The organism is Bradyrhizobium sp. UFLA05-109 (assembly GCF_054185165.1).
The window spans coordinates 117,369-136,907 of the sequence record NZ_JBBIAR010000015.1 but is presented as its reverse complement, the minus strand read 5'-3'; the positions used below and the strand labels follow the sequence as shown (position 1 = coordinate 136,907).

At 63.6% G+C, this 19,539-nt stretch carries 16 protein-coding genes; 11 read left to right on the top strand and 5 right to left on the bottom strand.

Annotation, left to right across the window (positions count from 1 at the left end; genetic code table 11):
- Positions 1-110: 110 nt before the first annotated feature.
- From Q3C01_RS13775 to Q3C01_RS13760, 4 genes are all read left to right on the top strand, one after another.
- A complete protein-coding gene (locus Q3C01_RS13775) occupies positions 111-1,616 on the top strand; it encodes a DASS family sodium-coupled anion symporter (RefSeq protein WP_458145862.1) in 1,506 nt (501 codons plus the stop codon).
- A gap of 217 nt (positions 1,617-1,833) precedes the next feature.
- Positions 1,834-2,955 carry a methionine ABC transporter ATP-binding protein gene (locus Q3C01_RS13770; protein ID WP_458145861.1) on the top strand — a complete coding sequence of 374 codons (1,122 nt, stop codon included), beginning with the start codon at positions 1,834-1,836 and terminating at the stop codon, positions 2,953-2,955.
- On the top strand, positions 2,945-3,610 hold the full coding sequence (locus tag Q3C01_RS13765; protein ID WP_458145860.1) for a methionine ABC transporter permease: 666 nt from the start codon (positions 2,945-2,947) through the stop codon (positions 3,608-3,610). The genes Q3C01_RS13770 and Q3C01_RS13765 overlap by 11 nt, the downstream gene beginning before the upstream one ends.
- 97 nt (positions 3,611-3,707) lie before the next feature.
- The gene (locus Q3C01_RS13760; RefSeq protein ID WP_458145859.1) at positions 3,708-4,382 is read left to right on the top strand and encodes an HAD family hydrolase; all 675 of its coding nucleotides are present in this window, start codon (positions 3,708-3,710) and stop codon (positions 4,380-4,382) included.
- A gap of 58 nt (positions 4,383-4,440) precedes the next feature.
- Here Q3C01_RS13760 and Q3C01_RS13755 read toward each other — a convergent pair whose 3' ends face one another.
- A complete protein-coding gene (locus Q3C01_RS13755) occupies positions 4,441-5,370 on the bottom strand; it encodes a LysR family transcriptional regulator (RefSeq protein ID WP_458145858.1) in 930 nt (309 codons plus the stop codon).
- A gap of 117 nt (positions 5,371-5,487) precedes the next feature.
- Between Q3C01_RS13755 and Q3C01_RS13750 the strand changes: the two genes are divergently transcribed.
- The 3 genes from Q3C01_RS13750 (at position 5,488) to Q3C01_RS13740 (ending at position 8,048) form a co-directional block, all read left to right on the top strand.
- Entirely contained in the window at positions 5,488-6,426 is a 939-nt protein-coding gene (locus Q3C01_RS13750) for an MBL fold metallo-hydrolase (protein WP_458145857.1), read from the top strand.
- An 89-nt stretch (positions 6,427-6,515) separates the two neighbouring features.
- The gene (locus Q3C01_RS13745; protein WP_458145856.1) at positions 6,516-7,343 is read left to right on the top strand and encodes a hypothetical protein; all 828 of its coding nucleotides are present in this window, start codon (positions 6,516-6,518) and stop codon (positions 7,341-7,343) included.
- A 138-nt stretch (positions 7,344-7,481) separates the two neighbouring features.
- Complete coding sequence (locus Q3C01_RS13740) at positions 7,482-8,048, top strand: hypothetical protein (protein WP_458145855.1); 567 nt, start codon at positions 7,482-7,484, stop codon at positions 8,046-8,048.
- A 74-nt stretch (positions 8,049-8,122) separates the two neighbouring features.
- On the opposite strand, the gene Q3C01_RS13735 is transcribed toward Q3C01_RS13740, so the two are convergent.
- Complete coding sequence (locus Q3C01_RS13735) at positions 8,123-9,319, bottom strand: M24 family metallopeptidase (protein WP_458145854.1); 1,197 nt, start codon at positions 9,317-9,319, stop codon at positions 8,123-8,125.
- 449 nt (positions 9,320-9,768) lie between these two features.
- On the opposite strand from Q3C01_RS13735, the gene Q3C01_RS13730 reads away from it, so the two are divergent.
- The 4 genes from Q3C01_RS13730 to Q3C01_RS13715 all read left to right on the top strand — a co-directional run bounded on the left by Q3C01_RS13730 (position 9,769) and on the right by Q3C01_RS13715 (position 15,970).
- A complete protein-coding gene (locus Q3C01_RS13730) occupies positions 9,769-10,788 on the top strand; it encodes a TRAP transporter substrate-binding protein (RefSeq protein ID WP_458145853.1) in 1,020 nt (339 codons plus the stop codon).
- A gap of 15 nt (positions 10,789-10,803) precedes the next feature.
- Positions 10,804-12,693, top strand: coding sequence for a TRAP transporter large permease (locus Q3C01_RS13725; RefSeq protein WP_458145852.1), 1,890 nt, complete (start codon positions 10,804-10,806; stop codon positions 12,691-12,693).
- 20 nt (positions 12,694-12,713) lie between these two features.
- Positions 12,714-14,363: an acyl-CoA synthetase gene (locus Q3C01_RS13720; protein ID WP_458145851.1), complete on the top strand. Its 1,650-nt coding sequence runs from the start codon at positions 12,714-12,716 to the stop codon at positions 14,361-14,363.
- A 170-nt stretch (positions 14,364-14,533) separates the two neighbouring features.
- A complete protein-coding gene (locus tag Q3C01_RS13715; protein ID WP_458145850.1) occupies positions 14,534-15,970 on the top strand; it encodes an autotransporter outer membrane beta-barrel domain-containing protein in 1,437 nt (478 codons plus the stop codon).
- 9 nt (positions 15,971-15,979) lie between these two features.
- On the opposite strand, the gene Q3C01_RS13710 is transcribed toward Q3C01_RS13715, so the two are convergent.
- From Q3C01_RS13710 to metG, 3 genes are read right to left on the bottom strand one after another with little or no spacing between them, the layout of a single operon-like run.
- Positions 15,980-16,777, bottom strand: coding sequence for an MBL fold metallo-hydrolase (locus Q3C01_RS13710; protein WP_458145849.1), 798 nt, complete (start codon positions 16,775-16,777; stop codon positions 15,980-15,982).
- A gap of 14 nt (positions 16,778-16,791) precedes the next feature.
- Positions 16,792-17,568 (bottom strand): TatD family hydrolase, encoded by a 777-nt coding sequence (locus Q3C01_RS13705; protein ID WP_458145848.1) that lies wholly within the window; start codon positions 17,566-17,568, stop codon positions 16,792-16,794.
- A 10-nt stretch (positions 17,569-17,578) separates the two neighbouring features.
- A complete protein-coding gene (metG, locus tag Q3C01_RS13700) occupies positions 17,579-19,534 on the bottom strand; it encodes a methionine--tRNA ligase (RefSeq protein ID WP_458145847.1) in 1,956 nt (651 codons plus the stop codon).
- Positions 19,535-19,539: the final 5 nt, after the last annotated feature.

Below are 19,539 nucleotides of genomic sequence, written 5' to 3'. Positions count from 1 at the left end.
GCGCGGCCATTGCTCGCGTCTTAGACTATCCGTATACGGCCCTTCGGGGCGGCCGAACCTCGGTCAACGGGCCGGCACAATGCCACAGGAATTGAGGGGGAGTGCCCAAGATGGTTGACTCAACGCCGGTTGGCTCGAAGGCGGTTGACGCAAAGGCGCCGGAGGCGAAGCGGTTTCGCTGGAAACTGTTCGCCCCGCTCGTGGTGTGGCTTGCGATCTATCTGTGGCCGGTCCCAGCGGGGCTAAACGCCAATCAGTGGCACTATTTCGCGGTGTTCGCCGCCGTCATCACCGGCCTCATTCTGGAATCGATGCCGGTCGGCGCCGTCGGCCTGATCGGGCTGACGGTCGCCGGCATCAGCGGTTATATCGATCCCGATCCGACGAAGTCGCTGCGCTGGATGCTGGCGGGCTTCGCCGAGAGCACGGTCTGGCTGATCGTCGGTGCGTTCGTGTTCTCGATCGGCTATCGCAAGAGCCAGCTTGGCCGGCGAATTGCGCTCGTGCTGGTGCGCAGCCTCGGGCGCAACACGCTCGGCCTCGGCTATGCGGTCGCGATGTCGGATTTCCTGCTGGCGCCGGCAACGCCCTCGAACACGGCCCGCAGCGGTGGCATCGTCTATCCCATCATCAGCAACATCCCGCGCATCTACGGCTCCGAGCCCGGACCAACCGCCGGCAAGATCGGTACCTATGTAATGTGGACCGCGTTCGCGGCGACCGCCGTGACGAGCTCGCTGTTCTTCACCGCGCTTGCGCCAAATGCCGCCGCGCTCGCCATCGCCAAAAGGACCGTGGGCATCGACATAAGCTGGGCGCAGTGGTTCATCGGCTTTGCACCGCTCGGCATTCTTCTGATGCTGCTGGTGCCGCTCCTGAGCTATGCCATCTGCCGTCCCGAGGTGAAGCGGAGCCCCGAGATCTCCGAATGGGCCAGCGGGGAGCTGGCGACGATGGGGCCGATGTCGCGCCACGAATGGATCATGCTGGGCCTGATCGTGCTCGCGATGTTCCTGTGGATCACAGGCTCGACCCCCGACATCAGCCTGCCCATCCTCGGCTCGAACTTCATCAACGCCACGACGGTCGTGTTCATCGTGATTTCACTGATGCTGATCACCGGCGTCGTCGAGTTCAACGACATCGTCAGCGAGAAGAGCGCCTGGGAGGTGTTCTTCTATTTCACCTCGCTTCTGACGTTGGCCTCGGGTCTGAACGAAATCGGCTTCATCAAATGGTTCGCCAACGAATATGCCAAACCTCTTGCCGGGCTGTCGCCGTCGACAGCGATGATCATGCTGGTCGCGCTGTTCTTCTGGATTCACTATTTCTTCTCGAGCATCACCTCGCACGCAGCGGCGGTGCTGCCGGTGGTGCTCGCGGTCGGCTCCGGCATCGCCGGCCTTCCAGTGACGACGCTCGCGATGCTCTGCATGTATTCGCTGGGTCTGATGGGCGTGATCTCACCTTACGCCACGGGACCTGCGCCGATGTATTTCGGCAGCGGCTACATCGGCAAAGGCCAGTTCTGGAGCTTCGGCCTGATCTTCGGGCTGATCTATTTCGCCGGATTGCTCGTCATCGTGCTGCCGTGGTTGCAACTCCGCGGGGGCTAGGCGATGCCAAGAACGGATTCTCTCTTATCGAGCCGATTAGGGAAAGCTTTTGCCCAACACTGCCTGAATATCTGCGATTGCAAGACAGACAGGATCGGGCGATTGTGCGTGCTGCAGCAACGCGCCGTTGGGCCTTTCCACTCGCCTGGCGCTTCCCAGCGCTGCCACTCGCGCGGCCGCTCGAGCCGGCGATGTCTTGCGAACGAGAGTTTTTCGAATGAATGCACACCAAGCGCTCGTGGTCGGGGAACCGATCGGGGCACCCGCAGCAATTTCGCCGGGCGATGCGCTCGACGCCATGGTCCGGTTTGAAGGCATCTCCAAGATCTATCCGGCCTATCGCGACAAGCCCGGCGTCAATGCCTTGCAGAACATCGACTTCGCCATCGCACGCGGATCGATCACCGGCGTGATCGGCCGGTCCGGCGCGGGCAAGTCGAGCCTGGTGCGCCTGATCAACGGGCTGGAGAAGCCGACCACCGGCCGCGTCGTGGTCGATGGCCGCGACATCTCCGCGCTCGCCGGGGGGAACTTGCGGCTCGCGCAGCGCTCGATCGGGATGATCTTCCAGCACTTCAACCTGCTGTCGTCGCGCACCGCCGCCGACAACATCGCGCTGCCGCTGGAAATCGCCGGCTGGCCGAAGACCGAGATCAGGGCGCGTGTTGCCGAGCTGCTCGCGCTCGTCGGCATCGATGACAAGGCCGACCGTTATCCCTCAGAGCTCTCCGGCGGCCAGAAGCAGCGTGTCGGCATTGCGCGGGCGCTCGCTACGCGTCCCAATGTGCTGCTGTCGGATGAGGCGACCTCGGCACTCGATCCGCAGACCACGCGCGCGATCCTCGATTTGCTGGCCAATATCAATCGCGAGCTTGGCGTGACCATCGTGCTGATCACGCATGAGATGTCCGTGGTGCGGCAGCTCGCGAAGGAGGTGGTGGTGATCGACGCCGGCCGCATCGTCGAGCGCGGCCACGTCGCCGACATCTTCACCAATCCCCAGCATCCCATCACGCAATCCTTCATCGCGGAAGTCGTGGGCGACAGCCTGCCGGTGTCGCTGGCCTCGCGCCTCGCGGCGCAGCCGGTTGCGGGCGGGCAGGCCGTGATCCGCGTCCAGGTGCGCAGCACGGGTGCAGGTGACACGCTCGTCGCGCGGCTCGCGCGCGAAGTTGGCATCGACGTGGCGCTGCTCGCCGCGCGCATCGACGAGATCGGCGGCCAGCATGTCGGCTCGCTGACGGTCGGGATTCCCGACGGGGAGGGCGCGGCACAGCAGGTGCTGGCCTGGCTCGCGCAACACCAATTCGCTTCGGAGCGCCTCGGCCATGTCGCCTGAAATGATCAATCTCATCGTCCAGGCCACAGGCGAGAGTCTGTTCATGGTCTCGATCGCCGCGCTGCTCGGCACCGTCTTCGGCCTGCCGATTGGCGTGTTTCTGGCAACCAGCCGCAAGGGCGAGCTGTTTGCCGCGCCCGCGGTCAATGCCGTGCTCGGCATGATCGTGAACGCGACGCGCTCGACGCCCTTCATCATTCTGGTGGTCGCGATCATCCCGTTCACGCGTCTCGTCGCGGGCACGTCGATCGGATCGACGGCGGCGATCGTACCGCTGACGATCGCCTCCACCCCCTTCATCGCACGGCTCGTCGAAGCCGCGATCCGCGAGGTCGATGCCGGCCTGATCGAGACGGCATCCTCGTTCGGAGCATCGCCGCTCCAGATCGTGTTCAAGGTGCTGATCCCCGAGGCGCTGCCCGGCCTCGTCCTCGCTCTCACGCTCGCGATCGTCAGCCTGCTCGGCTACTCCGCGATGGTCGGCGCGGTCGGGGGAGGTGGGCTCGGCGATCTCGGCATCCGCTATGGCTACCAGCGCTTCATGCCGGAGATGATGCTCGCCGTCGTGGTCGTGCTGATCGCGCTTGTGCAGGCGGTCCAGTCCGCGGGCGACTATCTGGCGCGGCGGGTCAATCGCCGGCTGCGGCATCGCTGACGCCGAAAGGAACAAGCCTTTGTCTTGATCGTATGCTTCCATGTCCGCGGCGGAGGCGAGGGCGCCTCGGTCCGCGGCATTCTGACGGAGAGCTTGCATGCGCATCGAACCGGTCTTCCTGTTTGACCTCGACGGCACGCTGGTCGACAGCGTCTATCAGCACGTTCTCGCCTGGAAGCATGCGCTCGATGCCGAGGGCATCGAGCTCTCGGTCTGGCGAATCCATCGCAAGATCGGCATGAGCGGTGGTCTCTTCACCAACCAGCTCCTGCGCGAGATCGGCGTCGAGATCAGCGAGGAGCGCATCGACCGGCTGCGCCGCGCGCACGCGGCGTCCTACCAGCAGCAGGCCGGCCAGATCCGTCCGCTGCCGGGCGCACGCGAATTGCTGCAATGGCTGTCGGAAGCGAAGATCCCGTGGGCGATCGCCACCAGCGGCCGGATGGAGACCGCGGCCGTGAATCTCGCCTCGCTCGGCGTCGATCCCGCCCGCACGCCCGTGGTGACGCGCGACCAGGTCAAATACGCAAAGCCCGATCCCGATTTGTTTCTCGCCGCAGCCGCGCGGCTGAACGCGCCGATCGAGACGGCGGTCGTGGTCGGCGACAGCGTCTGGGACATGATGGCGGCGGTCCGTTGCCGCGCACTTGGCGTCGGCCTCTTGAGCGGCGGCTACGGACCGGACGAGCTGCGCCAATCCGGCGCCTTCCGCGTCTATGACGATCCCGCCGACATGCTGCGCCGGATCGACGAAGTCGGCGGCCGGCGCTAAAGCCGGCACGAGGAAAGGGCGGGTGGCGCTTTCTTCCTGGTTCTTGCCTGACCGGGGATCATTGCCGTCGCCTGTCGAAGTTCCTCGCGCCTTTGGGCCTCTCTTGGTCCTTCCTCAGATCAGCGAATTCTTGCGTGAGCAGGTCCACGACGGTTCTGACTTTGGGGAGATCCGCCAAGCGCTTGTGGCAGATGATAGCGAGTTCTGCACGGAGCGAGGCTGGAGGCTCGAGCTTGAGCTCGACGAGTTCGCCCGGTCGCCTGAGCCGATGGGACGTCTTCAGAAGGATCATCGCGCCGACGCCGGCCTGGCAGGCCGCGACCTGTACGCTGTAATCGTCAGACGTGAAAGCGGGACGAAAGTCCGCGATCCTGGCCGCTAGCTCCGGATTCGGGCTCGTCATCTCACGCTCTCCCGCCCATGCGATCCAGTCGAGGTCGCGGAAATCGTATTTCGCGGGCAGTCTGCGTGCGTAATCCCTGCTCGCATACGCGCCGATCGGAACGACAACTTCATCGACCGTGATCAGATCAGGATCATCGGACGGATGTCTCCTGAGCGCGATGTCCGCCTCGCCAAGCGAGAGATTCAAGCGTTGCGTGCTGGCCAGAACTTCGAGCGTGATCTGTGGATGCTTTCTCTTGAGCTTCTCCGCGATCGGCGCCAGGAAATCGAAAGCGAACGAGGGGGCCGCCGTGATGCGCACGCGGCCGCTCACGGGCGAGTTCTTCGCATCGAGCGAGCGATTGGCTTCGGTCGCCCATTGCGCCATGCCTTGCGCGGCGGGAAGCAGCCTCGTACCTGCTTTTGTCAAGGCGATGCCCTGGCTCTTGCGGACGAAAAGCGGCTCGCCGAGCCCGTACTCCATCTCTGCGATCCTGCGGCTCAAAGTGGGTTGGCTGACTTTGAGGCGTCGCGCGGCGCCACTCAGGCTCCCGGCGTCGCAAATGGCCAGAAAAATGCGGAGGTCATCCCATTGCAGGTCCACGTTCGCTCCTCAGGCTCAGCCGGGGCTATCCAATTATGTATGGCAACATAGGAACTTAGGCGATTGCTATTCTATCGGTCCAGGGCAAAAGCGGCAGCAGAAACGAGGAAAACAATCATGCTCCGCAAATCAGGACTCCTTTTCATTGGCGCCCTAGCCATTGTCGCGCTTTCCGCATGCGCGCAGACATCCCATCCAACGCAGCATGCCGGTCTCGGCAAGCCTGTCAGCTCGTCGGCCATGGAAACGCTGATTGATAAGCCGGGCCCCATCGAGGTTGAGACGGTTGCCAGCGCGGATTGGGTCGCCGATCTATCGGGGCTGCTCAATCTGAAGGACCCCCAAGCCGTGCAGGCAGGGCTCACGGATCACGAGGAGCCGATCCAGATCTACACCCATCTTGTGAAACATCCGACCGAAGGATTCTACATGGTCGACACCGGTGTTTCGAAGCGGTTTGTCGAGGACCCCAAGAGCTTGGGGGTCGGATGGGTGGTGCGAAACTTCGCAAAGCTCGACAAGATGCAAGTCCGGCAAGACCCATTGTCGATCATCAAATCTGAAGGGGCTCCCCTCAAAGGGGTGCTCATGACCCATCTTCATCTCGATCATATCTCCGGGATGCCGGACATTCCGAACGATGTGCCGTTCTATACAGGTCCCGGAGAGGCCGGGGAGAAGAAGTTCGAGAACGTCTTCGTCGAGGGGATGGAAAACGCCTTCTTTGAGGGCCGGCCAGCCATTCAGGAATTTCAGTTTACCAAGGATCCGGACGGGACTTTCAAAGGGGTGATCGATGTCTTCGGTGACGGCTCGTTGTTCGCAATCCTGACTCCCGGACACACGGCCGGGCATGTCTCCTATCTCGCCCGCACGCCGACAGGTCCGGTGCTCCTCACTGGCGACGCTTGCCACACGCGCTGGGGCTGGGAGCACGGCGTCGAACCTGGGAGTTTTACATTCGACCGGGAAGAGGAACGGAAGAGCTTGCTTGCGTTGAGGGCCCTGAGTGAACGTCACCCGAAGATGATCGTGAAGTTGGGTCATCAGCCCTAACGCTGCGAGGCCAGCGTCTTCTCCGCCGATGAACCTTCCCGCGGAATCCGGGCACAAAGGGAGACTGCTCTTACCTCCGCGGGACCCTCATGAAATGGCTTAGCCTCGTCTGCCTGCTCGTACTCGCCACCAACGCGCGTGCGGCTTCTCCAGAGCAGCACTACCTTGATCTGCGTGATCGCTACATCGCAAAATTCGCCAAGGCTCCCGAAAACGACGAAACCAGCAAGCAGCACGACGCAGCAATCAAGGAGCTGTCTGAGGTGCTGCGCGGCCTTATCGGGCCTGTGACGATCAAGGGGCTTCCTGCCGAGGCAACCTCCAACGTCGATACGCTGTACAAGGACGACATCGGCTTCGGCCATCTCGACGGGCTCGTTTTCAGGAACGAAGGCGACAAGACGAACGTCGTGGTGACGACCACGGGGCTGCTCAAGCACTGGCTCGGCGATCACCGCAAAGACAACATGCCGCAGGAGATCGACGCCGCTTTCAAATCGGAAGAGTTCTACTATGCTGCGATCCAGGACTCCGCCTTCGCCAAATATGCGGAACTGCCGATCGCCAAGCCTGCAGCGGCGAGCGTCGCGGTGGCCGTGCTGGGTTTGCGGGGCAATGGCGACATCAAGGGGCCGCCCAGCGAAATCGACGTGGTCGTGATCCAGGGCGAGAATGTCTTTTTCGTCGCCGTCCGCGACGCCGTGAAGACGGCAGAGATCCCGGCCTGCGAGCAGGTCTGGAAACAGATGATGGCAAAGCCCGTCGACAAGAAGGACCCGCGGGGCGATATGACCCGCGAGGACCACGCGATGGCCGCGCTCACCCAGTGCTTCGCAAAGGCGGCGCCCAGCCAGAGTTGGTTCACGAACGCCGTCAAGAAGGCGCAGAGCGAGATCGACCTGCTGCCGCCGCGCTAAAGCGCTTCAGCGGACCTCACCAGAGGTCCGAGTTGGCCCAGGAACGGACATCGCGAGCCTTGCAATCGCCGCCAAGGCAGCGACACTCGAGAGGAGCGACACTCGAGCGCACAGATTCACGCGACAAGGGCCGCATGTATGTTCTTCCTCACTGGTGCTAGTGGTTCTGGCAAGAGCGCAAGCCTGCCGGGATTGCGAGCAACCCTGCCAGAGATAGATTGGCGGGACTTCGATGAATTTGGCGTGCCTTCACCCTGTCCGCCAGAATGGCGACCACTCACGACCGAGCGCTGGATTCAGGTGGCGGTCGAAAATAAGCAACGTGGCAAAGATACGGGTATCGTTGGTGGCGCCATCATGGGGGAAATACTGGCTTGCCCGTCAGCGTCCCACATTGGAGAAATTCGCGTCGCGCTCCTCGATTGCCACGATGTAGTGCGTTTGGACCGCCTTCGGAAGCGTGGAACACATGGAGCGACACAAGATATGCTGTCATGGGCGGCGTGGCAGCGCGTGCACGCCGTCGATCCCCAGTGGCGGCAGGATGTGATATGCGGCCGACAACTCGATACGATGCGGTGGGAGCGCTGGGTCAATTGGCAACGCGGCGACCCGCGATGGCGTGTGCATGTTCTCGACTCGACCAATCTTACGATCGATCAGGTCGTTGACCAAATTATTGCTTGGGTTCGGGCGAGCCATTAGATCCGCCGCGGCTTGCGCGCAAGCCCCGGGTTAGAATTCCACCCTGGCTGCCGGGTAGCCTCTCTTTGTCGCCGCTAAAGCGCGCGGCCGCCAATATTCCAGCCGCGGCCAGCTTCGCCGAAAATCTCGTAGCCCGTTGGCGTCACCGCGACGGTATCCTCGAGCTTGATGAAGCCGCGCCTGGGATGCTTCATCGTGGTCTCGATCGACACCACCATGCCCACCTCCAGCGGCAGCCGCGCGTCGGGATCATCGTAGGGAACCGGGCCCTTGGCTGTCAGGCGAGGGGCCTCGTGGCTGACGAGGCCCATGCCGTGGGCCAGGAAGTCGGTGCAGTCGCGCTGGCTGATCTTGGCGAGCTCCTGCTCGGCCGCGGCATAGATCGCACCGCCTAGCGCGCCGGGCCGCACGGCGGAAAACGCAGCACGCTGGACGGCCTCGATCTCGGCGAGCAGGTCCTTCAATTCGTCGTCCGGCTCGCCCAGCACGGCCATGCGGGCGAGGTCGCCGATATAGCCATGGTAATTGCCGCCCGAGTCGAGCGAGAGCACATCGCCTTGCTCCCAGCGCTGCGGCGATGGCGCCCGGTTATGGCTGCTGCCGCAGGCAAGCAGGCAATACTCGAAGGTCAGCCCGCGCCGGGCCTCCGCCACGCGCAAGGCGTCGGACAGCTGCTGCTTGGTCGTGCCAGAGCCGTGCTTCGAAATCACCTCCAGCATGGACGCGATCACGAACTCTGAGGCCGTCTTGAGCCTGGCAAGCTCCGCCGCCGACTTGACCGCGCGCAGGCGCTCCAGCACCAGCAACGCATCCCTGATCTCGGCATTGGGCAGGGCGTCGACCAGCGCCCACCCTGCGTCCATGGGCAGGAATGCCATCTCGACCCCGACCCGATTCATCGGCACGCCGGCGCCCTTCAGGGCGCTAACGGCACGGGTCACCGCATCCACCGAACCGCTGGATTCGGTCAGCACCTGCGCCACCCAGGGCGGTGCCACGGCGCGCTGATGGGTCTCCAGACGATGCCCGATATAGATGGCTTTGCCTGGCACGCCCTTGGGGTAAACCAGGACCGGCAGATAGCGGCTGACGCCCATGGCGTCCATGTAGTCGAAAAAGATCGCGCGCTCCGCGCCGAGCAGGTACTGCACATTGTGCTTCGAGGTCGCGATCAGGACGTCGAGGCCAGCGGCCTCCATCAGACGATCGAGCTTGGCGGCATCGAATGGAATGTTGTGAGCCTCGGCTCCGCGCTCGCCATCGTCTTGCATGATGTGCCTCCCATGAGCAGCGGTGTTTGGCGCACGTATGCCTTGCGCTTCGCTTGCACAACTCTGGGCCGGGAGCAGGGTTCTGTGTAGCCCAAGAATTGTCGCGCCTGTTCTGCGCGCCATATCCGTAATTCGCATAAGGTATATTATGGAATATTTTTATATCTAATTAGATCAGTTATTTAGGCGGAATTCCTGACAACGCGCATTCGGTTGAGCCTCCAAATCATCGTAGCCGCTCAGCTTGTATCAGCAACCAGGCGCTACTTTGCATGGGGTTGTTTTGCGCTTTTTGGTGGCGCGCCCGCACCTCCGAAAGCCGATATTGCCGCGGCCCGGCTCCGCTGCAATAAGCGACACCTCGCGAGATCGCAGATGACCTCATGGCGTTCCGTCCGTATAGGTTTGCGTCTCAGAACAACAACAAACCTTTTGGGAGCAAACCCCCGATGAGCTTTTCCCGACGCACGCTTCTCAAGGCCTCCGCCGCGACCGCGGTCCTCGGCGGTATCGGCGCCCCCCATGTGGCGCGCGCCCAGACGGCCCAGTTCACCTACAAATACGCCAACAACCTGCCGGACACGCATCCGCTGAACATCCGCGCCAAGGAGATGGCCGCGGCGATCAAGAGCGAGACTGACGGCAAGTTCGACCTCCAGATCTTCCCGAATAACCAGCTCGGCTCCGACACCGACATGCTGAGCCAGATCCGCTCCGGCGGCGTCGAGTTCTTTACGCTGTCCGGCCTGATCCTTGCGACGCTGGTGCCGGCGGCCTCGATCAACGGCATTGGCTTCGCGTTCCCGGACTACGACACGGTCTGGAAGGCCATGGACAGCGACCTCGGCGGTCATGTGCGCGGCGAGATCAAGAAGGCCGGCCTGGAGGTCATGGACAAGATCTGGGACAACGGCTTCCGCCAGACCACGTCCTCGACCAAGCCGATCAACGGTCCGGACGATCTGAAGGGCTTCAAGATCCGCGTGCCGGTGTCGCCGCTGTGGACCTCGATGTTCAAGGCGTTCGATGCGGCGCCCGCCTCGATCAACTTCAGCGAGGTCTATTCGGCGCTCCAGACCAAGGTCGTCGAAGGCCAGGAGAACCCGCTGGCGATCATCTCGACCGCCAAGCTCTACGAGGTGCAGAAATACTGCTCGCTGACCAACCACATGTGGGACGGCTTCTGGTTCCTGGCGAACCGCCGCGCGTGGGAAAAATTGCCAGCGGATGTCCGCGCGATCGTCGCCAAGAACATCAACGCCGCCGCGGTCAAGGAGCGCGAAGATACCGCCAAGCTCAATGCCAATCTGCAGCAGGAACTGGCGGGCAAAGGCCTGGCCTTCAACCAACCGGCAATCGCGCCATTCCGCGACAAACTGCGCAGCGCCGGCTTCTATGCCGAGTGGAAGGGTAAGTACGGCGACCAGGCCTGGGACCTTCTGGAAAAGGCCGTCGGCAAGCTGTCGTAACGCATCAAGGCCGTCATGGCTCATATCGAGGCAGAGGTGACCGAGGTGGCAGGCGAGGTGACCCTGCAGTCCCCTCGCCGACCTTCGTTTCTGGCTTCGCTGGAGCGCATGCTCGGCTTCACCGTCGAGTTCCCGGCGGCGATCCTTGTCGTCGCCGAGATCGTCATCCTGTTTGCCGGTGTGGTCGCACGCTATGGCCTGCACCGGCCGCTGATCTGGTCCGACGAGCTCGCATCCATCCTGTTCCTGTGGCTGGCAATGCTGGGCGCGGCGGTGGCGTTCCGCCGCTCCGAGCACATGCGCATGACGGCGATCGTCGCGAGCGCGAGCCCGGCGATGCGGGCGTATCTCGATCTCGTGGCGGTCTGCGCCGCGCTGGCGTTTCTCGTGATGATCGTCTGGCCGTCCTACGATTACGCCTATGAGGAAAGCTTCATCACGACGCCGGCGCTCCAGATCTCGAACATGTGGCGCGCCGCTGCGCTGCCGGTCGGCATCTGCCTGATGGCGGCGTTTGCGGTGCTGCGCCTGCTGCGCGCCACCGACTATCGGACCGTGCTGGCGGCCGCCGCAACCGTTGCCGTCGTCGTCGGTTTGTTCTGGCTCGCCGAGCCCTATCTGCGGCCGCTCGGCAATCTCAACCTGGTGATCTTTTTCGTCGGCGTCGCCGGCTTCTGCGTCTTTGCCGGCGTTCCCATTGCGTTCGGCTTTGGCCTTGCGATCTTCGGCTACCTCGCGCTGACGACGCGGACGCCCGTGATGGTGCTGGTCGGGCGGATGGACGAGGGCATGAGCCATCTGATCCTGCTCTCGGTGCCGCTGTTCGTGTTCCTGGGGCTGTTGATCGAAATGACCGGCATGGCGCGGGCCATGGTGGCGTTCCTGGCGAGCCTGCTCGGCCATGTCCGTGGCGGGCTGCACTACGTGCTGGTCGGCGCCATGTACCTGGTCTCCGGCATCTCCGGCGCCAAGGCGGCAGATATGGCCGCGGTCGCGCCGGTGCTTTTCCCCGAGATGAAGCAGCGCGGCGCCAAGCCCGGCGATCTCGTCGCCCTGCTCGCCGCCACCGGCGCGCAGACCGAAACCATCCCGCCAAGCCTTGTGCTGATCACCATCGGCTCGGTCACGGGCGTCTCGATCGCGGCCCTGTTCACCGGCGGCTTGTTGCCCGGCGCGGTGCTGGCGCTAACACTCGGCATGCTGGTCTGGTGGCGCTACCGCCACGAGGACATGAGCCATGTCCGCCGCGCCACGGCTGGTGAGATCGGCAAGACCTTCGTCATCGCCCTGCCCGCGCTCGCGCTGCCCTTCGTGATCCGCTACGCCGTGGTCGAGGGGATCGCGACCGCGACCGAGGTCTCGACCATCGGCATCGTCTACGGCGTCCTGGTCGGCCTTCTGATCTACCGCCGCTTCAACTGGCGACGGCTGTTTCCGATGCTGGTCGAAACCGCCGCGCTGTCGGGAGCGATCCTGCTGATCATCGGCACCGCCACGGGCATGGCCTGGGGCCTGACACAATCCGGTTTCTCCCGCTCGCTTGCGTCAGCCATGACCGGGCTGCCCGGCGGCTCCGCCTCCTTCATCGCGGTCTCGATCCTGGCCTTCACCATCCTGGGCAGCGTGCTTGAAGGCATCCCGGCGATCGTGCTGTTCGGGCCGCTTCTGTTTCCGATCGCGCGCGCCGTCGGGGTGCACGAGGTGCACTATGCCATGGTCATCATCCTCGCCATGGGCATCGGCCTGTTCGCCCCGCCCTTCGGCGTCGGCTATTATGCCGCCTGCGCGATTGGACGCGTTGACCCCGCCGAAGGCATCAGGCCAATCTGGGGCTATCTGCTGGCGTTGCTCGTAGGATTGATTATCGTTGCGATCTTCCCGTGGATTTCGATCGGATTCCTTTGAAGCGTTGAGGGAGTGTGCCGATGAGTGAGAGGCAGAACCACTACAATATCGGCCTGGACAAGACGCCCGCCAACTACGTGCCCTTGAGCCCACTGAGCTTCCTCGCGCGCAGCGCCGCCGTCTATCCCGACCATGTCAGCACCGTCTATGAAGGCCGCAGCTTCACCTGGGCCGAGACCTATGAGCGGTGCCGCCGCTTTGCATCGTATCTGGCGGGTAAGGGCATCGGCATTGGCGAAACCGTGGCGGCCATGCTGCCGAACGTGCCGGCGATGAATGAGGTGCATTTTGCGGTCCCCATGACCGGTGCGGTGCTCAATGCCTTGAACATCCGCCTCGATGCACCTTCGATCGCTTTCCAGCTTGATCACGGCGGCGCCAAGATCATCCTGGTCGACCCGGAATTTGCCGGCGTCATCACCGATGCGCTTGCGCAGATGAAGGGTCCCAAACCGTTCGTGATCGACGTCGACGACGCCGCGTTCAAGGGTGGAAAGCGCATCGGCGAGATCGAGTATGAGGCTGCGGTCGCGCAGGGCGATGCCGGCTTCAATGCGATCCCGCTGCAGGACGAATGGGACGCGATCGCGCTGAGCTACACCTCGGGCACCACGGGCAATCCCAAGGGCGTTGTCACCCATCACCGCGGCGCCTATCTGAATGCCGTCAGCAACATCCTCGCCGGCAATCTCGGCCAGCACCCGGTCTATCTCTGGACGCTGCCGATGTTCCACTGCAACGGCTGGTGCTTCCCCTGGACCATTGCCGCATCCGCCGGCATCAACGTCTGCCTGCGCAAGGTCGAGCCGACCAAGATCTTCGATCTGATCAAGCAACACGGCGTCACCCACATGTGCGGTGCGCCGATCGTCTACAACACGCTGATCAATGCGCCCGATGCGCCCAAAGGAACGGCCGGACGCCGTGTCGTCGGCCTGATCGCAGGCGCAGCTCCGCCGGTTGCGGTGCTCGAGGGTGCCGAGAGCATCGGTATCAAGCTCACGCATGTTTATGGGCTCACCGAGGTCTATGGCCCCGCCTCCGTCTGCGCCGAGCAGCCGGGCTGGGACGAGCTCTCCGCACCCGAGCGCGCGCGCATGAAGCGGCGGCAGGGTGTGCCCTACCCGCTGGAGGAAGGCGTCACCGTCATCAATCCGCAGACCATGCAGGAGGTGCCGCGCGACGGCGAGACCATCGGCGAGGTCATGTTCCGCGGCAACATCGTGATGAAGGGCTACCTGAAGAACGACAAAGCTACCAAAGAGGCCTTCGAAGGCGGCTGGTTTCACACCGGCGATCTCGGCGTGCTCGACGAGCACGGCTACGTCATTATCAAGGACCGCTCCAAGGACATCATCATCTCCGGCGGCGAGAACATCTCCTCCGTCGAGGTCGAGGACATCCTCTACAAGCACCCGGCCGTACTGGTCGCGGCCGTGGTGGCAAAACCCGACCCGAAATGGGGCGAGGTGCCCTGCGCCTTCGTCGAGCTGAAGGACGGCGCGAGCGCGAGCGAAGCCGACATCATCGCCTTCTGCCGCTCACAGATGTCTGGCTTCAAGACCCCGAAGGCGGTGGTGTTCGGGCCTATCCCGAAGACGTCCACGGGCAAGATCCAGAAATTCCTGCTGCGCAACCAGGTGGACTCGGCGAAGGCGATCTCGGCCTGATTCGCTGCGAATTTTGCTACCGTCCGGTTTCCGTGAAACCCCGGAAACGGTTGGAAAAGATTTGAAAAAAATCGTGACCTGCCTACGGTTTCAGAAGGTCGGATTCGCTGATTCCCGAACGAGGCGCTGCGCCATTGGCGCGGCGGGCGGCTGGCCCGGTGGGGCGCTTCATGCGATTTGTCTTGCGCACAGACGCACCTTTGCGTCTGGCGCCGCTATTGATGATCGGTTTGCTGCCGGGCATCGCGCATGCGCAGGGCCTGCCGGAGGCTCCCGTTGGTGCGCCTGCGCCAGAGCAGACGGTGGCTTCCGCACCGTCCCCGCAAACAACTCAGGCACCCACAAGCCCGGCATCACCGGCGCCCCCGAGTGCCGGCAGCGCGGCCACCGCCCCTCCAGCCGCGCCCGGCAGCAGCATCGTCACCGGCGGCACGACCTCACCTCCCGCCGGCAGCAATCCAACCAGTCAGCCGAGCGTCGCTGCTACGACCATGGCGCCCCCTTCGGGTATGAGCGCCGGCATCGGTCCGGCATCGCCACCTGGCCCAATGGCGCTGTCGCAGGCCGAGACCGCACAAGCAACTTTCCTCGCGATGACGCAGTTCAGCCAGACACTGCTCGATCCCACCATCGACGGCCGCTCAGCAGACGCTTCGCCAGCGCTCGTCGACGAAACACTGGCGGCCTATGCGGCGATCCCGTCAGATCGAACGCGCGGCGGTGTCGGTCGCGAGGTCTATGAGGCCGTCTACGGCAAAATGCCCCTCACTGGCTCCTCTTACGCGCCGCATTGGAACGTCTGGGCTTCGGGCATCGGCGGCTCGCAAGTGGCGGGCAGCAACGCCGGGCCGGGCGCGGGCTCATCGAGCCGGATTTTTGCAACGGTCGTCGGGGCCGATTACTCCCTGTCGCCGCAAACGCGGCTTGGCTTTGCGATGGCCGGCGGCGGCACCAATTTCGCCGGCAGCGCTGGTAGCGGTCGCTCCGATCTGTTTCAGGCCGGCACCTTCGCCAGATATACGGTCGGGCAGGCCTACGTTGCCACGGCGCTCGCCTATGGCTGGCAGGCAATCACCAGCGATCATCCCGGCATCGACCAGCTCAACACAGCCTTCAACGCCAATGCCTATTCCGGCCGTATCGAGACCGGCTACCGCTTCACGACGCCCTGGCTCGGCGTTACTGCCTACGCTGCGGGACAGTTCATGGCCTTCAGCCTGCCGGCCAATGCGACCCAACCGGCTTTTGCCACGAACGCCTTTTTAGCTGCCTTCGGCAGCGATCGCGTTACCGACAGCCGCAGCGAACTGGGCTTGCGCACCAACGCGTCCTTTGCGCTCCAGGGCGGTGTGCTGAATTTGGGCACGCACCTCGCGTGGGCGCATGATTTCAGCGCCGCGAGCTTGGTTGCACCGGCCTTTCAGGCGCTGCCCGGACTCGGCTACGTCGCCAGCGGCGCGGCGCTGGCTCCGAACTCGGCGCTTGCGGGCGGGACGATCGAATTAAGACGGCTGAATGGCTGGGCCGCTGCCGCAAGCTTCGACGGCGAATTCGCCAGCCAGGTGCGGTCCTACACCGGCAAGGCCATCATGCGCTACGCTTGGTAGGACGCTCGCTCAACGCGTTTCCAGCCGCATACCATCATATGCCGGCACCACGCCTGCGGGCAGCGATTGCCTTACCACCTCGTAATCGACGTCCGCTGTCATGTTGGTGATGACGGCGCGCTTCGGCTTGAAACGCTCGATCCAGGACAGCGCGTCATTAATGCTGAAATGGCTGACGTGACCGGTGTAGCGCAGGCCGTCGACGATCCAGAGATCGAGATTCTCCAGCACACCCCAGCTCTCGCGCGGAATGTCGTTGACATCGGGCGTGTAGGCGGCATCGCCAATGCGATAGCCGAGCGCGGGGATCCGGCCATGCTGCACCAGGAAGGCCGTCATCTTCACTGCCCCACCCTTCCCCAAAATGGTCTGGGTCTCGCCCGCCTCGATGGAATGCCGCGCCAGGATCGGCGGATAATCGCTGCCCTCCGGAGAGATGAAGCAATAGGAGAACCGCGCCATGATGTCCTTGGCGGTCGACTGATTGAAATAGGTCGGAATGCGCTTGCGCATATGCAACACGACCGAGCGCAGATCGTCCATGCCGTGGGTCTGGTCGGCATGCTCGTGGGTTAAGAACACGGCGTCGATGTGGTCGACATTGGCGTCGATGAGCTGCTCACGCAGGTCGGGCGAGGTGTCGATGACGATCCGCGTGATGCCGTGCTCGCCGGCCTGCTCGACCAGCAGCGAGCAGCGGCGGCGGCGGTTCTTTGGATTGCTGGGGTCGCAGGCGCCCCAGCCGAGCGCAGGGCGCGGTACGCCGGCGGAGGAGCCGCAGCCCAGAATCGTCAACGTCAGTGTCATGCGGCGTCCCTGGTTCAGGCCTTCACCCCGGAGAACAGGCGGAAGAAATTTTCGGTGGTCTGGCGCGAGATCTGCTCGAGCGATATGCTGCGCGTCTCGGCGAGCACTTTTGCCACCTCCACCACATAAGCCGGCTCGTTGCGTTTTCCCCGGAATTTGCCTGGCGCGAGATAGGGCGAATCCGTTTCCACGAGGATGCGATCGGCCGGCAGCTCGGCGGCGAGCGCGCGCAAGGCTTCCGACTTCTTGAAGGTCAGGATGCCCGTGAAGCCGATGTACAGCCCGAGCGAGATCGCCTTCAGCGCAAGCTCACGTCCGCCAGTGTAACAATGCAGCACGGCGGCAAATGATCCTTTCGCAACTTCCTCCTCCAGGATGCGCGCGCAATCCTCGTCCGCCTCGCGGGTGTGAATCACGAGCGGCAGGCCGGTTGCGCGCGCTGCCGCAATATGGGCGCGAAAGCCCCTCGCCTGCGCCTCCGGCGAGCCGTTGTCATAGAAGTAATCGAGCCCGGCCTCCCCGAGCGCAACGACTTTGGGATGCTTCGTCAGCGCGATCAGTTCGTCCGGCGAAATGCCGTCCTCCTCATCCGCATTGTGCGGATGGGTGCCGACCGAACAATAGACGTTATCGTAGCGCTCGGCGATCGCGATGAGCTGGTCGAGCTTGCGCACCCGCGTCGAGATCGTGACCATGCGGCCAACGCCTGCGGCCGCCGCACGCGACACGATCCCGTCGAGATCGTCCGAGAAATCCGGAAAATCCAGATGGCAGTGACTGTCGACCAGCATCGTCCGGGCCTTACGCCGCCGGCTCGACGTAGCGCGGGAACGCCGGCGTCGGCGCGGGCAGCGTCGAGCCGGGGGCGATCCGCTTCTCGCCGCCGAGCGTCGCGAAGGTGCGCTCGCCTTCGGGGATGCCTAGGCTGTCGAGCAGCTTGGCCGACGCGCTCGGCATCGCGGGCTGGGTCAGGATCGCGATCTGGCGCACGACTTCGGCGGTCACGTACAGGACCGTCTTCTGCCGCGCCGGATCGGTCTTCGCCAGCGCCCAGGGCGCCTCGCCCGCGAAATAGCGGTTGGCTTCGGCGACCACGGCCCACACCGCGTTAAGCCATTGATGCATCTGCTGCGTCGCCATCGCTTCGCGCGCAAGCGCGATCATGCCGTCGGCCTGGGCCAGGATCGCTTTGTCGTTGTCGCTGAACTCGCCGGGCTCCGGCAGCACGCCCCCGAGTTGCTTCGCGATCATCGACAGCGAGCGCTGTGCGAGATTGCCGAGGTCGTTGGCGAGATCCGCATTGATGCGAGCGACGATGGCTTCGTGGTTGTAGTTACCGTCCTGGCCGTACGGCACCTCGCGCAGGAAGAAATAGCGCATCTGGTCGACGCCATATTGATCGGCGAGATTAAAGGGATCGACGACATTGCCGACCGACTTCGACATCTTCTCGCCCCTGTTGAACAGGAAGCCGTGGGCATAGACCCGCTTCGGCAAAGCGAGGCCAGCGGACATCAGGAAGGCGGGCCAGTAAACGGCGTGGAACCGGATGATATCCTTGCCGATGATATGAACGTCCGCCGGCCAGCGATTCCAATTGGCGTCGCTCTCGTCAGGAAAGCCTACCCCCGTGATGTAGTTGGTCAGCGCATCGACCCAGACATACATCACGTGCTCTTCGTCATCGGGCACTTTCACGCCCCAGTCGAAGGTGGTGCGCGAGATCGAGAGATCGCGCAGGCCGCTTCTGACGAAGCTCACCACCTCGTTCTTGCGCGCATCCGGACCGATGAACTCTGGATTGTCCTCATAGAGCTTCAGGAGCTTGTCCTGATACGCCGACAGGCGGAAGAAATAGCTCTTCTCCTCCACCCATTCGACGGGCGTGGCCTGCGGGCCGAGCCGCACGCCGTCGTCGTTCAGGCGCGTCTCGTCCTCGGCGTAGTAGGCCTCATCACGCACCGAGTACCAGCCGGCATAGGTGTCGGCATAGATGTCGCCGTTAGCGGCCATGCGCCGCCAGATCTCCTTGCTGGAGCGGTGATGCTGCTCCTCGGTGGTGCGGATAAAGCGGTCGAACGAGACGTCGAGCCGCTGATCCATCTCCCTGAAGCGGTTGGCATTGCGCGTCGCCAGCGCCGACGGCGTCAGCCCCTCGTTCTGCGCGGTCTGGATCATCTTCAGTCCGTGCTCGTCGGTGCCGGTCAGGAAGAACACGTCCTTGCCCTCGAGCCGCGCAAAGCGCGCCAGCACGTCGGCCGAGATCGCCTCATAGGCGTGGCCGATATGGGGCTGACCATTGGGATAGGCGATTGCGGTCGTGATGTAGAAGGCGTTGTCGCGCGACAGCGCCGCCACTGACGCTGTGGCTTGCGGGGCGACTACCTTCTTGGCAGGCGCGCGCGGCGCTTTCGGCTTCGCAACTTTCGGCAGAGCCGCTACGGGAGCCGGCGCCGCGGGAGGCGCAGCAATCACGGTCGTCGTCACGGCCTTGGCCGGTTTCCCGGCAGCCTTCTTGGCGACGACCTGCTTCCTCGCGCTCTTCTTACTGGCTTTCTTCGCCGTCTTGGTCACGCGCGCCTTGGCCTTGGAGTTCTTCGCTGTCTTGGCAGCAACCTTGCTGGTCTTTTTGGCAGCCTTGCGCGCACGCGACTTGGCCGGCCGCTTCGCGGCCTTCTTGGCCGTTTTCTTGGCGGTCTTCTTCGCAGCCTTCTTGCCGCTCTTGCGTTTGACGGTTTTCTTAGCTCGCGTTGCCACCACGA

Coding starts and splice junctions, on each gene's coding strand:
- Q3C01_RS13705 (WP_458145848.1), bottom strand. CDS start 17,568: ATGCTGGTCGACAGTCACTGCCATCTGGATTTTCCGGATTTCTCGGAC.
- Q3C01_RS13765 (WP_458145860.1), top strand. CDS start 2,945: ATGTCGCCTGAAATGATCAATCTCATCGTCCAGGCCACAGGCGAGAGT.
- Q3C01_RS13710 (WP_458145849.1), bottom strand. CDS start 16,777: ATGACACTGACGTTGACGATTCTGGGCTGCGGCTCCTCCGCCGGCGTA.
- Q3C01_RS13715 (WP_458145850.1), top strand. CDS start 14,534: ATGCGATTTGTCTTGCGCACAGACGCACCTTTGCGTCTGGCGCCGCTA.
- Q3C01_RS13775 (WP_458145862.1), top strand. CDS start 111: ATGGTTGACTCAACGCCGGTTGGCTCGAAGGCGGTTGACGCAAAGGCG.
- Q3C01_RS13735 (WP_458145854.1), bottom strand. CDS start 9,319: ATGCAAGACGATGGCGAGCGCGGAGCCGAGGCTCACAACATTCCATTC.
- Q3C01_RS13760 (WP_458145859.1), top strand. CDS start 3,708: ATGCGCATCGAACCGGTCTTCCTGTTTGACCTCGACGGCACGCTGGTC.
- Q3C01_RS13750 (WP_458145857.1), top strand. CDS start 5,488: ATGCTCCGCAAATCAGGACTCCTTTTCATTGGCGCCCTAGCCATTGTC.
- Q3C01_RS13770 (WP_458145861.1), top strand. CDS start 1,834: ATGAATGCACACCAAGCGCTCGTGGTCGGGGAACCGATCGGGGCACCC.
- Q3C01_RS13720 (WP_458145851.1), top strand. CDS start 12,714: ATGAGTGAGAGGCAGAACCACTACAATATCGGCCTGGACAAGACGCCC.
- Q3C01_RS13740 (WP_458145855.1), top strand. CDS start 7,482: ATGTTCTTCCTCACTGGTGCTAGTGGTTCTGGCAAGAGCGCAAGCCTG.
- Q3C01_RS13745 (WP_458145856.1), top strand. CDS start 6,516: ATGAAATGGCTTAGCCTCGTCTGCCTGCTCGTACTCGCCACCAACGCG.
- Q3C01_RS13730 (WP_458145853.1), top strand. CDS start 9,769: ATGAGCTTTTCCCGACGCACGCTTCTCAAGGCCTCCGCCGCGACCGCG.
- Q3C01_RS13725 (WP_458145852.1), top strand. CDS start 10,804: ATGGCTCATATCGAGGCAGAGGTGACCGAGGTGGCAGGCGAGGTGACC.